Origin of the sequence: Streptomyces sp. A0642, from assembly GCF_004795105.1 — a bacterium.
Lineage (GTDB): Bacteria > Actinomycetota > Actinomycetes > Streptomycetales > Streptomycetaceae > Streptomyces.
In genome coordinates this window covers 149,748-162,781 of record NZ_SSBL01000010.1, presented here as the reverse complement: position 1 = coordinate 162,781, position 13,034 = coordinate 149,748, and the positions used below count along the sequence as shown (strand labels likewise).

At 62.5% G+C, this 13,034-nt stretch carries 9 protein-coding genes; 8 read left to right on the top strand and 1 reads right to left on the bottom strand.

Annotated elements, in window-relative coordinates; translation table 11 throughout:
* The first annotated feature begins 147 nt into the window (after positions 1 to 147).
* The 8 genes from E6R60_RS19550 (at position 148) to E6R60_RS19515 (ending at position 12,285) form a co-directional block, all read left to right on the top strand.
* A complete protein-coding gene (locus E6R60_RS19550; RefSeq protein ID WP_136327876.1) occupies positions 148 to 3,054 on the top strand; it encodes a vitamin B12-dependent ribonucleotide reductase in 2,907 nt (968 codons plus the stop codon).
* Between the two features lie 184 nt (positions 3,055 to 3,238).
* On the top strand, positions 3,239 to 4,207 hold the full coding sequence (locus E6R60_RS19545) for a CBASS oligonucleotide cyclase (protein WP_168713645.1): 969 nt from the start codon (positions 3,239 to 3,241) through the stop codon (positions 4,205 to 4,207).
* The gene (locus E6R60_RS19540) at positions 4,204 to 4,710 is read left to right on the top strand and encodes a hypothetical protein (protein ID WP_136327874.1); all 507 of its coding nucleotides are present in this window, start codon (positions 4,204 to 4,206) and stop codon (positions 4,708 to 4,710) included. Before E6R60_RS19545 ends, E6R60_RS19540 begins: the two co-directional genes overlap by 4 nt.
* Positions 4,707 to 5,633, top strand: coding sequence for an ATP-binding protein (locus E6R60_RS19535; protein ID WP_136327873.1), 927 nt, complete (start codon positions 4,707 to 4,709; stop codon positions 5,631 to 5,633). Before E6R60_RS19540 ends, E6R60_RS19535 begins: the two co-directional genes overlap by 4 nt.
* The gene (locus E6R60_RS19530; protein ID WP_136327872.1) at positions 5,634 to 7,097 is read left to right on the top strand and encodes an SAVED domain-containing protein; all 1,464 of its coding nucleotides are present in this window, start codon (positions 5,634 to 5,636) and stop codon (positions 7,095 to 7,097) included.
* A gap of 124 nt (positions 7,098 to 7,221) precedes the next feature.
* The gene (locus E6R60_RS19525) at positions 7,222 to 8,340 is read left to right on the top strand and encodes a tyrosine-type recombinase/integrase (RefSeq protein WP_240802623.1); all 1,119 of its coding nucleotides are present in this window, start codon (positions 7,222 to 7,224) and stop codon (positions 8,338 to 8,340) included.
* Positions 8,340 to 8,672 carry a helix-turn-helix transcriptional regulator gene (locus E6R60_RS19520; protein WP_136327871.1) on the top strand — a complete coding sequence of 111 codons (333 nt, stop codon included), beginning with the start codon at positions 8,340 to 8,342 and terminating at the stop codon, positions 8,670 to 8,672. Before E6R60_RS19525 ends, E6R60_RS19520 begins: the two co-directional genes overlap by 1 nt.
* Before the next feature lie 2,668 nt (positions 8,673 to 11,340).
* Positions 11,341 to 12,285, top strand: coding sequence for a transposase (locus tag E6R60_RS19515; RefSeq protein WP_240802622.1), 945 nt, complete (start codon positions 11,341 to 11,343; stop codon positions 12,283 to 12,285).
* A gap of 125 nt (positions 12,286 to 12,410) precedes the next feature.
* Here the strand turns inward: E6R60_RS19515 and E6R60_RS19510 are convergent, their stop codons facing one another.
* On the bottom strand, positions 12,411 to 12,947 hold the full coding sequence (locus tag E6R60_RS19510; RefSeq protein WP_136327870.1) for a TerD family protein: 537 nt from the start codon (positions 12,945 to 12,947) through the stop codon (positions 12,411 to 12,413).
* Positions 12,948 to 13,034 lie beyond the last annotated feature (87 nt).

Sequence of the window (13,034 nt, the reverse complement as noted above, 5' to 3'; positions counted from 1 at the left end):
AGGATCGGCCGCGGGCCGGCACCTGGACCTGCTCCGGGCGACGCAAGGCGTACGCGGCGTCCGAAGCATCAGACACACACGGTGCCCGGGGAAGTTCTCGGCACTTCAGGGCGTTTTTGCCCACATATGCCACATATGGGAGGCGGCATGACAGAGACGGCGAGCGGCCAGGCACGAGGTTCCCGCACCAAGGGGACCAAGTCGACTGCGACCAAGCAGGGCCTGCGTATCGAGCGCATCCACACCACCCCCGGCGTGCATCCGTACGACGAGGTGGCGTGGGAGCGCCGTGACGTCGTCATGACCAACTGGCGCGACGGCTCGATCAACTTCGAGCAGCGTGGCGTCGAGTTCCCCGACTTCTGGTCGGTGAACGCGGTCAACATCGTCACCAGCAAGTACTTCCGCGGGGCTGTCGGCACTCCTCAGCGCGAGACCGGTCTGCGACAGCTGATCGACCGGATCGTGAAGACGTACCGGAAGGCCGGCGAGGACTACAGCTACTTCGCTTCCCCCGCGGACGCCGAGATCTTCGAGCACGAGCTGGCGTACGCCCTCCTGCACCAGATCTTCAGCTTCAACTCGCCGGTCTGGTTCAACGTCGGCACGCCCCAGCCGCAGCAGGTCTCCGCCTGCTTCATCCTGGCCGTCGACGACTCCATGGAGTCGATCCTCGACTGGTACAAGGAAGAGGGCATGATCTTCAAGGGCGGCTCCGGCGCCGGCCTGAACCTCTCCCGCATCCGCTCCTCCAAGGAGCTCCTCTCCTCCGGTGGCAACGCCTCCGGACCGGTCTCCTTCATGCGGGGCGCGGACGCGTCCGCCGGGACGATCAAGTCCGGTGGAGCCACCCGTCGCGCGGCCAAGATGGTCATTCTCGACGTCGACCACCCCGACATCGAGAACTTCATCGAGACCAAGGTGAAGGAGGAGGAGAAGATCCGCGCCCTGCGGGACGCGGGCTTCGACATGGACCTGGGCGGCGACGACATCACGTCCGTCCAGTACCAGAACGCCAACAACTCGGTCCGGGTGAACGACGAGTTCATGAAGGCCGTCGAGTCCGGCGGGAAGTTCGGGCTGCGCGCCCGCATGACCGGCGAGGTCATCGAAGAGGTCGAGGCCAAGTCCCTCTTCCGCAAGATGGCCGAGGCGGCCTGGGCCTGCGCCGACCCGGGCATCCAGTACGACGACACGATCAACCAGTGGCACACCTGCCCGGAGTCCGGCCGGATCAACGGCTCGAACCCGTGCAGCGAGTACATGCACCTGGACAACACCTCGTGCAACCTCGCCTCGCTGAACCTGATGAAGTTCCTCAAGGACGACGGCAAGGGCAACCAGTCCTTCCAGTCCGAGCGCTTCGCCAAGGTCGTCGAGCTGGTCATCACCGCGATGGACATCTCCATCTGCTTCGCCGACTTCCCGACCGAGAAGATCGGCGAGAACACCCGCGCCTTCCGTCAGCTCGGCATCGGCTACGCCAACCTCGGCGCCCTGCTGATGGCGACCGGCCACGCGTACGACAGCGACGGCGGCCGCGCCCTCGCCGGCGCCATCACCTCGCTGATGACCGGCACCTCGTACAAGCGCTCCGCCGAGCTGGCCGCGGTCGTCGGCCCGTACGACGGCTACGCCCGCAACGCCGAGCCGCACCAGCGCGTCATGAAGCAGCACGCCGACGCGAACGCCGCGGCCGTGCACGCCGACGACCTGGACAACCCGGTCTGGGCCGCCGCGACGGAGGCCTGGCAGGACGTCATCCGCCTCGGCGCGAAGAACGGCTTCCGCAACGCGCAGGCCTCGGTCATCGCGCCCACCGGCACCATCGGTCTCGCGATGTCCTGCGACACCACCGGCCTCGAGCCCGACCTCGCCCTGGTCAAGTTCAAGAAGCTGGTCGGCGGCGGTTCGATGCAGATCGTCAACGGCACCGTCCCGCAGGCCCTGCGCCGCCTGGGCTACCAGGAGGAGCAGATCGAGGCGGTCGTCGCCCACATCGCCGAGCACGGCAACGTGATCGACGCCCCCGGCCTGAAGACCGAGCACTACGAGGTCTTCGACTGCGCGATGGGCGAGCGTTCCATCTCCGCGATGGGCCACGTCCGCATGATGGCGGCCATCCAGCCGTGGATCTCCGGCGCGCTCTCCAAGACGGTGAACCTGCCGGAGACGGCGACCGTCGAGGACGTCGAAGAGGTCTACTTCGAGGCGTGGAAGATGGGCGTCAAGGCGCTCGCGATCTACCGCGACAACTGCAAGGTCGGCCAGCCCCTCTCCGCGAAGACCAAGGAGAAGGAGAAGGAGGCGGTCACCGCCAAGGCCGAGGAGACCATCCGTACCGCGGTCGAGAAGGTCGTCGAGTACCGCCCGGTCCGCAAGCGTCTGCCCAAGGGCCGTCCCGGCATCACCACCTCCTTCACGGTGGGCGGCGCCGAGGGTTACATGACCGCCAACTCCTACCCGGACGACGGTCTCGGCGAGGTCTTCCTGAAGATGTCCAAGCAGGGCTCGACCCTCGCGGGCATGATGGACGCCTTCTCCATCGCCGTCTCGGTGGGTCTGCAGTACGGCGTCCCGCTGGAGACGTACGTCTCGAAGTTCACCAACATGCGGTTCGAGCCGGCCGGCATGACGGACGACCCGGACGTGCGGATGGCGCAGTCGATCGTCGACTACATCTTCCGCCGCCTGGCGCTGGACTTCCTGCCCTTCGAGACCCGCTCGGCCCTCGGCATCCACTCCGCCGAGGAGCGCCAGCGCCACCTCGACACCGGTTCCTACGAGCCGACGTTCGAGGAGGAGCAGCTGGAGGCCGAGAGCATGGCCCAGTCGGCTCCGACCGCACAGCCGGAGCCGCTGAAGGTGGTCACCACCGTCGAGGAGGCCGGCACTCCGGCTCCGAAGACGGCGCACACCTCGGCGGAGCTCGTCGAGATGCAGCTCGGCATCAGCGCCGACGCCCCGCTCTGCTTCTCCTGCGGTACGAAGATGCAGCGCGCCGGTTCCTGCTACATCTGCGAGGGCTGCGGCTCCACCAGCGGTTGCAGCTGAAACTGAGCGGAATTGCGTCTAACGCAACATTCGGCAGCCTTCGTGTAGCACGATAGCCCCAGGTCGCGTGGGGTGCCACAACTACCAAGTTGTGGCACCCCACGCCTTGCCCGCCAGGTTGGAACGGCTCGGGCATGTAAGCGCATCAATGTTGCGTCAAACGCAACAGGGGGAAGGGGGGCTTATGCCCCAGGTTGAGCACCGCGATCTTGTTGCCTTTGCGGGCGATAGGGTGAACCTGAGAAAGGCCGAGGTTGATGATCAGCGCGCGCAAGTGAACAGGCTGCGCGACCGTATCGCCTCGAAAATCTCCGAGACGCCAGGCTATGGCCTCGTAAAATCCCTGCATGCCGGATCCGTCGCCAAAGGTACGGCGCTCCGAAACGTCAATGACCGTGACCTTGCATTGTATGTAAGAGCCGAACAGGCTCCCGGGGATGTGCCCGGTCTCGTCCAGTGGGTTGCTGATCGTGTGGCAGATGCCTATCCGGCGCTCTCTGCCGACCAGGTGATGCCCAAGACGAACTGTGTGACGGTACGATTCGCTTCCAGCGGTCTCGAAGTCGACGTCGTGCCCGTGCTCTATGCGGGAGCGACCAATGATGTCGGCTATCTCGTAAACAAACATAACGGTCAGAAGCTGAAGACGAGTGTCCGACAACATCTGGATTTCATCCGCAGTCGCAAGAAAGCGCACCCCACGCACCTTGCGCAGTTGATTCGCTTCACGAAGTGGTGGGCTCGGCTGCAGAAGAGGCGTGACGGCGAATTCAAGTGTAAGAGCTTCATGCTTGAATTGATCTGGGTGCATCTGGCCGACAATGGGCAAGCGCTACATAACTACCCCGAAGCGCTTGAGGCATTTTTCGCCTTTATTGTCGGCGGCGGCTTCGATGCGCAAATCGCCTTCACTGACTTCGGTCACAAGTCGGAGCTCCCTGTGCGGGGTGACAGTGCAATCCAGATCCTCGATCCAGTGAACCCCGAGAATAACGTGGCCGAGCATTACGGGCTTCAAGAACGTGATCGGCTGGTGAATGCAGCCCAGACAGCCTTCGATGCCATCTCCACGGCATACTACGAACCTGCTCAGGGTCAGGCAGTGGAGCTGTGGCAGGACGTCCTTGGTCCGAGCTTTAAGGCGGCAGGGTGAGCAGCTACACCTATGCTGAGAGCTTCACTCGAGTTCATGCCCGTCGTCTGGCAGGTCGGGTTGCAACCGATCTACGCCAAAGTCATGTTCTCTATGGAGTTCCCAGCAGCGGCAGACTCGATGAGTACCGGCTTGAGCTCGAAGAGCTTCTTCTCGGAGGATACGTCGCCGAGTATCAGTTCGGATTCGAGAAGAGCGACCAGGTTGTGTGGTCACTCCGGTACAAGGTTGGGCCAGATGGTTCACTCGGGGGCGCCGGAAGCGCCGGCGGGGTGCCCCACGGTTTGGACGTAAGCGACGCGAATTGGTTCAACTTTCTGACCTTTTCGAACAGCTGGTACCTCCTCGGGGAGCCGGGACGAGATTCCGTGAATACGAGGCTGCCCTTTGTGCGAACTACAGGTTCACTGCCAAGCGACGGTCATGGCCAGTGGATAACTGATCGGACCTACTCGGCGGGCGGCGTCGAGGTGCAGAGGACTACTTTTCGGAGCTGGTTGTGAGTATCGATGGCCTGTTTACGCGCACAGAGGAGTTCCCCAACTCGTCAGCGCAGGCGCGTCTTAATTCGCTTGTGGGGTTGGACGAGATCGTTGACCGGCTCGTGGTGGACGCCATTGCATTGCTTGACTCTTCCGCTATGGCGAGTTGGAGTACGGCTGTCCATGGGGAAATTATCCCCGCGGTCAGCGCTGTTCTTGACCGGACTCCCATGTTCGTATTCGCTGGCGACGTCGGGGTCGGCAAGACGGAGGTAGCGGAAGTCATTGGTCAGGCAATCGCAACCCGAGCGCATGTCGACGTGTCGCTCTACCCTCTCAGTCTCAGTGCCAGAGGCCGAGGTGCAGTTGGTGAGATGACGACCCTTCTGACTCGTGCTTTCGAGCGTATTTCTTCTGACTTTGCCTGTGCCCGGAAACAGGATGGAACTGCATCCAGCCTTGGCGTTCTACTCATTGATGAGGCTGACGCCCTGGCTCAGTCACGCGAACTTGCGCAGATGCACCATGAAGACAGGGCGGGTGTGAACGCGCTACTCCGTGGGATTGATGGCTTGCGAGTAGATCGCATTCCCGTGCTTACGATTCTGTGCACGAATCGACTTGATGCGCTTGACCCTGCCGTTCAGCGGCGAGCTGCTGCGATTCAAGTCTTCAACCGGCCGTCCCATGAACAGCGTGCCGCTCTACTTTTGCGCCTGCTGGCCGGCACCGAGATTTCTATCTCCGATGTTGAATCACTTGCTACCGCCACGGCGGAAAACGGTGTCTGGCCTTACGCCTACACCTACTCGGATCTGAGGCAGCGCTTGGTTCCGGAGATTGTTCTCTCTGCCTATCGCCGTGGTGTAGCCGTGAATTCCTCCATAGCGAAAGAAGTCATTTCGCGAACGCCTCCTACCCGGCCATTCGGTTCCGCTTCTTAAATGGCGAATTCGAATTCGCGGGCGGCAAGCGGCGCCCGCCTACTTGGTGATGATGTTCAACACCTAATTGTCTGGTACCACGTTCTGCGCACTCAGCAGGTAGGCGCTACTGTGGTTGACCTAGCTGTTGAGGCGGCAAGCGCAGGCAATGTTGATGATATGACATTGCGGCACGCCAGCGGGCAGCGGGAGTACTGGCAAATCAAGGCATCGGTCAATGCATCCACGCCACTTAACGAAGAATGGCTCTTCGAGAAGGAAAAGGATAAGCAGAGCCTGCTCCAACGGCTTTATGCGAGTTGGGTGAAGCTGAGCCAGGATCTTGGTCCACGGCCAAACATCGTATTGGCTACGACCAAAGCCATCGAAGCTACCGACCAGGTGCTTGCTGCCCGAGCGACAACGGACGCCCGAATCGTCGAAACGTTGCGCCACGGTACCGGGATCCTAGCAACGGCCCGCACGCGGTGGGCGGATCATCTTGGCGTCTCTGAAGCGGAGTTGCTTCACTTTCTTGATTACTTTGAGATCAGGCATGCCCAGTCTGAGAAGGAGTGGCGGGAAAAGGTTCGTGACGCTGCCATCGGCGCCCGCGTGCGAGTTGATGATTCGGCGATTGCATTGGGGGTTCAGTGTGTTCGTGACTGGGTAAAGGCCCCGCGGCAACGCTTCTCTCCCGGCGATCTATCCAGAATAATTGGCTCTCTCGAAATTTGTTCCACCGAGTCATCAGGCCTATTGGTCATTCAAGCGCTGGAAGGTAACCCGCGAGCGCAGGTTGCTAGCCATGCGATCGATTGGGTAGAACTCCTAGCCGGAGATGAGCCGCGCACGCGTAGGCGATTCTCTGCCCCGTTGCTCGCCAGGCCTCTCGTGCTGGGAGATTTGACCACATCCCGTGAGCGGCTTCGGGCTGCGGGCATCCGGACGCTAGAAGTCGACGGTCCAATGAGGCTACCCATGTGGTTTGCCGTGGGTGCGCATTTCGGGAGCACAGCAGGTTTCACGGTGGGCGCTCAGGCACGTGATGGCATGTGGTGGTCGTCGGTGTCGCCCAACTCGCAGGCAGACCTTACGATCTCGTCGGTGCAAGATCCTAGCGTCGCGGTTGGTAGGCCCTGGGCAGTGAGTGTCAGTTTCTCCGTGGACATCGCTGAAGAGGTCGAGAGTTTCCTTGGGGCGTCGCTACCGGACGTACATCACGTGCGAGCGCGCGTCCCGCATCCCGGACGTGCGGCCTTGAGTGACCTCGCACACGCCCAGGCGGTGATCTTCCAGCTCCGTGAGGAGTTGAGAGTGCTGCGCAGACAACTCAAGCCGCCAGAGGTGCACTTGTTTCTGGCGATGCCGGCCGCTTGCGCGCTCTTGCTGGGCCATGCATGGGACCGGATGCCGCCTACCTGGACATATTGGGATCTAGGGGAACCGGGGGAGTATGAAGCTGCGCTTCGCGTGGCGGCCTGAACCCTGCGAGGTGAACTGGAGTTTGTAGCACCTCGCTTGAGGTCAGGCGGCAGCTTGGTGGCTACTCACTGTTAGCGCCTGGCCATGCGCGTAACCGATTCAACGATGTTGCGTTGAATGCAACGTGACCAAAGCACTTGAACTGGCAGGCTCCGCGCGATCGTTGCTCGTCGATGGTGTGGTGCACCTAGACCCGGCCCCGGCGATGTTCGCGGCCATGTTGGATGGGTGGGCGACACAGCAAAGCGCCCGTTTCCTCAAGGCGGGGACGATCCAGGCAAGGATCGATCTCGTGCGACGCTTCGCCCGCTTCACAGGCCAATATCCTTGGCAGTGGCAGGCTCAGGAGGTCGAAGAGTTCATCAGTCATCTGCGTTCAGGCCCGCGGCCGTTGATGGTGTCCACGGCTCGGGGCTATCAGAATGGGCTGCGGCTGTTCATGGAGTACGTGACAGATGCGCGATACTCCTGGCCTTCGGTGTGCCAAGAGCGGTTTGGCACGATGCCCACTCAAATCCTGCACGAGTGGAACACGGTGGTACATACCTCGGAGTACGAGGGAAATCCAGGCAGACGGCCGTTGACGTACGACGAAGTGCAAGCACTGCTGGACGCTGCGGATGCCAGAGTTGAGGAGATCCGAGCCCGTCGCCGAAAAGGGACGGTGGCTGCCATGAGGGACGCCGCGTTACTCAAGACCGTGTACGCCTTCGGCCTCCGTCGACGGGAAGCTTGGGGGCTGGATGTGGTTGACCTGCGGAGGAATCCGAGAGCGGCCGACTATGGGACCTGCGGGGCATTGTTCGTGCGCTTTGGCAAGTCATCGCGAGGAGGTCAGCCTAAGCGCAGGACAGTACTAACTGTCCCTGAAATGGATTGGGTTGTCCCAGTGCTTCAACAGTGGGTATCCGAGGCCCGTCCGCTTCTTTCGCCAGGAAGTCATGCCGCGCTTTGGGTGACCGAACGCCGTGGACGGCTGTCCTGGCGAGGTATCAACGAAGCCTTCGAGCAGGCTCGGATCGATGCTGGACTTCCCGAAGTGCTTGATTTGCACTCCCTGCGGCACTCTTATGTAACGCACTTGGTCGAGTTCGGATATCCCGAGAAGTTTGTGCAAGACCAGGTTGGGCATTCCTACGCTTCTACCACCGCGATCTATACAGGAGTCTCAGATGAGTTCCGCAACCGCTTGGTACAGCAATCATTGAAACAGCGTCACGCGTCCCTCTGGAAGTCGCAGTAATGATCAAGAAGATGGGGTATCACTGGCACCTACGTCAAATCATGGCAAAGCAAGGAATGTTCCAGACCAGTGACCTGGTGCCGTTGCTCGCGGAGCGGGGTGTGCACCTGTCCCGCGAGCAGGTCTACCGCCTGGTTACGCAGCCACCGCAGCGCTTGTCCATGGACACCCTCGCGGCGTTGTGCGACATCCTTAGCTGCGGCGTCCAGGAACTGATCGAGGTGACCACGGCAGAGCAGTCCGTGCGCAAGACTGGTACCGGGCCATCGAGTGGTACAAGCGCACTTCCTCAACCACGACGGGCCTCGATTCGGCGCCCGGACTTCTCGTGAAACGCCATCAGCGCCTGGACCAGGTTGTTGCTCTCCTCGCTCCGCATCTGCCTTCACTGCCGTTGTCCGAGCTTCGTGAAGTCGTGGACCGAATCGCACCAGAGAAGGCGCTGTACTGGCTACAAGAACACATCGAAAAGCACTCTGATGCCTTGACCAGCGGCAGCGTAAGACTGCCTATGGCTATGTTCCGGCTGTTGACGGAACTGGAGTCCGTGGGATGCACGGAAGTGGTCGTCCCGCTCTGCGCCGGCTGCGGTAAGCGCCGCATGCTTCGCCTCACCAACAGCGAAGGCGCGCGCATCTGCCAGATGTGCAAGGCGCGTGCGACCGCACTCCCATGCAATCGATGCGGAAAGACGGCGCCCGTCAACTACCGAGATGCCGAGGGCGTTATCTGCCGGAATTGTTACAGCAACGACCCCGCACGACACGAGGCGTGCACGGTGTGTGGGCACGCGCGCCGCGTAGCCGTTCGCGGGCCGGACGGGGAGCCCTTTTGTGCGAACTGCTATTCCCGCCCCACACGGCAATGTGTCCGCTGTGGTGACACGCGGCCGGTCAAAGCAAACACGACTGCCGGCCCTGTCTGCACTACTTGCTATGTTCATCCTCAGCGCCCATGTGGTTCCTGCGGCCGTATCCGTCGTATTAAGACCCGCGCGCGAGATGGACAGCCGGACCTTTGCGGCAACTGCGACCCAGGCCCGGTTATGGCTTGCTCTTCCTGTCGGCGTGAGCGTCCTTGCCTCCGTGTCACATCAGATTACCCAGTCTGTCGAAGTTGCCGTGACCGGCCGCAGAGGACATGCGCTCGGTGCGGTCGCCAGAGGTCGGCGACAGCACGCTGGCCCATGGGGCCTGTCTGCGGCAGCTGCTACCGCTACATCTGTGTGAATCCAGCCGAGTGCGCCACCTGCGGCGAGCGACGCCCGCTGATTGGCGTCGACGAACACCAGCGCCAAGTCTGCGGCCCCTGCGTAGGCGTTGACCTGACCTATCCGTGTTCCGCGTGCGGCAACGCAGGCGACATCTATCGGGATGGCGAGTGCGCTCGGTGCGTGCTCAGGGACCAGCTACACGAGCAATTTGGCTCCACCGAGGGTACATCCCTCGAACCTCTCATCAGCGCTCTCGCCGCAGCAGAGACACCACGCTCGGTCTTGCTCTGGATGCGGAGGGAGAATAGCGGAGCGACCATGCTCCGGAATCTCCTTATCTCGGGATACCCGATCACACACGAATTGCTCGACACGTTTCCGGGCCGCCAGGCGGCAGTCCACTTGCGCCAGTTACTCGTCCACGTTGCTGTCCTCCCGGAAAGGGACGAACACGTTGCAGGAATGGAACGTTGGCTACAGAATTACTTGGCCGCTGCCGCAGCTCTGCACCGGGGCATCCTGCAGCCCTACGCGCAATGGGTTGTATTGCGGCGAGTTCGGCATCAGGCGCATGCTAAGGGAAACACGGCTTCCAGCATCAAGTACGCCCGCACGCAGGTTTCCGTGGCCCACGCATTTCTGGAATGGGTCGAAGGATGCCAGCTTTCCTTGGCGGACGTTCGGCAGCCACATGTGGACCAGTGGCTTGCTGCAGGCGCAAGCACGCGGTGCAACCTGCGCGACTTTCTGCGATGGGCTCGGCGATGCCGTCTCATCGCCGACCTCCGAGTTCCTTGGCGGCCAGATGGAGAGCCCTCCAATTTTCTGGATGAGGACGAGCACCTGGCCTTACTCCACCGATGCGTTCACGACTCCGGTCTGCCGTTGGACGTCCGGGCAGCGGGGGCCCTGACTTTGCTATATGGCATGTCCGTAACTCGCATTGCTCAATTGACACATCAGGACATTCAGGTCCGCGAGGGCGGCCAATATATTCAGATGGGTAAGCACCCAATCGTGCTGCCACCGGCGCTTGCCCGACTACTCAATGAGCAGATGGAAAAATCGACCTCGCGGTCCCTCGTGGGGCGCGTAACCCCCGGAGCCGCTAGCTGGATCTTCCCAGGGGCACTCGCTGGTCGTCCCGTTACCGGACCCAAGCTCTCGGGGCGATTGCTCCGGCATGGGATCGACGTTCGTGCTTCTCGCAACACCGCGCTGATGGCATTGGCCTCGGATCTGCCCGCACCCATCTTGAGCGAGATGCTGGGTATCCACATCAACACAGCCGTCGAGTGGGTTGGTCATGTGAAGCGGGACTGGGCCGTCTACCTGGCTGCGCGGTCAGAGGATGACGACCTTCGGCGTCCTCGGGCGGGGGAATAACGCACGTCCGAAATAGGTGCCCTCCGCCAGTACACCGAGCGCCTTGAGGGCGTGAAGTAGCTGGTCAGGGCGGTGGAGCCGATCTCGCGGTTTCACCGCCCTGACGCGCGTCACGCCTGGCTGTTGAGTTTGATGCAACCTGCCCCCGAGTCGAGGGCTTGTCGCGACGATTGCTGTCGTGGCATGCTCCGAGCCATGATCAAGAGAATCGAGTCCTCCGTCCGCCGATGAGCGAGACGACCGGGACAGGACTGCCCGGGTCACCGACATCGCTGTTCGATCACGCACTCCAGCTACATCAGTTGGCTCCAAGGGAGCCACTTCCGCGCGACGGGGAACCATATCCCGACGACGAGTTGCACCGTCGTCGGCGAGGCCCAAAAGCGCCTGAGGACCGGCACTTGGCCGGCAAGGACGTTGCCCTCGTCCTGGACACGCATTTCGCCAAGGCTTCTGCCCTGCCCAGCGAATTGGCTGATGCCTTCCACGACGTCTACGTCCCGATTCACCAGAACGGGCACATTGCCGCCGCGGCTGAGCGGGCGGGCAGAGAACGCGTTCGCCAAACGGGCCACTGGTTGGTCCGATGCGGGACCGATCGATGCGCGGTCACCGTTGGACTTGCCCTGCTGGCGGCCGTGGGCACGGCCGACGACATCCCGCTGATTCAGACGATCGGGCTGCTTTCCAACCGCTTCGGACCACTCGCGGCGCACGCATTCGAGCGGCAGACAGGGGGAGTCGAGGCCCTGCTTTGGTTGGCCGAGCGCGTCACCGGCTGGGGACGTGTCTATGTCGTTGAAGCGCTCTGCAGACTCGACGATCCGACTGCCCGGCCTTGGCTGCTTCGCAGAGCCTGTGACGGCGATTTCCTTAATGGATACTTCGCCGGCAACGTCGCCACAGTCGCCAAACTCCATGAGGCACTGGCAGACCTCGACACTGACAGCGAGATGGTCGACCACGTCGGTCGTCTACTCCATCAGATGAGTGACTGCGGGGGGATGGGACTCACCCTCGCTCACTACCCCCATTCGGGAACGGTCCTGGAAGCTCATGCTCGCCATGTGGGTCTGCTCAGCCCGACGATCGAGCGCTATTTCACGATCGCGTTGCTCGCCCAGCACCTGACGACAGAGCCTCCCGAGGCTGCGGGATGCACTGCGGCGCAGCAGGAAGCGCTCCGGGCGACCTACCTTGAGGTGCTCGACCGAGAAGAGTGGACCCAGGCCGCACGTGCCGGGCTCGCGACGGATGACAACCGGATGCGATGGCTTGCCGATCACCGGGCGCCCCAGTTGAGGCTGCGTGCGTTTCCCGATCGTGGATCAGATGCCGAGGAATAGCGCACGCCAGGAATAAGTGGTCTCCGCCAGTACCGCACGCACGGCCCCGGAAGGGGCTGCCGCTCAGCCGAAGGGGGCGGGCGGGACTCCGGTCACGGAGTTCCCGCCCGCCCCCTTTCGCTGCCTCAGCGTCCGGAAGGACGACTTCCCATCGCCGCGGCGAACGAGTCGGCGTCCCCGTCGAATCCCCGCACCGCGTCGTGGAACCGCCAGATCCCCGAGGAGTCCCGTACGAACTCGGCGACGACGGCCGCCGTCGAGGTCCCGACCCCGGAGAAATCGTCCTCGGAGAGGCTGGTGTAGCCCTCCCGGATCTGCACCCCGGTGTTCGCTATCGCCCCGAACGTCTTGTGCCCGTCGCCCTGCTGGATGGCGACCCCGACCACGACCCGGGAGTACGCCTCCGAGAGCCGGTCCAGCTCCAGCGTCATGACCTCGTCGTACCCCAGGCCCTGGCCGGTCCTGCTGTCGCGGTTGAGCGTGATGGTGCCGTCGGGCGCACGGCTGTCGAAGTGCACGAGGTACGCGGGGCTCCCGTACGGCTCCTCGGCCGGATAGGTCGCCGCGATGATGTCGAGGTCGTTGGCGGGCTCGCCGTGGGGACTGGGGTCCCACTTGACCCTGACCTCCACCTTCTCGAGGTCCTTGTTGGGAGTGCTCATCGGACTTCGCTCCTTCGCGCGGGGCCGTCGGTCCGGTTCTATCACCCGATCGTGTCCGTAACGGCCCCTGGCACCCACCGTCTTGGG

What these genes read in the sequence shown, in the direction of transcription:
- E6R60_RS19520 (WP_136327871.1), top strand. Translation starts at nt 8,340, where the DNA reads ATGATCAAGAAGATGGGGTATCACTGGCACCTACGTCAAATCATGGCA.
- E6R60_RS19550 (WP_136327876.1), top strand. Translation starts at nt 148, where the DNA reads ATGACAGAGACGGCGAGCGGCCAGGCACGAGGTTCCCGCACCAAGGGG.
- E6R60_RS19545 (WP_168713645.1), top strand. Translation starts at nt 3,239, where the DNA reads ATGCCCCAGGTTGAGCACCGCGATCTTGTTGCCTTTGCGGGCGATAGG.
- E6R60_RS19530 (WP_136327872.1), top strand. Translation starts at nt 5,634, where the DNA reads ATGGCGAATTCGAATTCGCGGGCGGCAAGCGGCGCCCGCCTACTTGGT.
- E6R60_RS19510 (WP_136327870.1), bottom strand. Translation starts at nt 12,947, where the DNA reads ATGAGCACTCCCAACAAGGACCTCGAGAAGGTGGAGGTCAGGGTCAAG.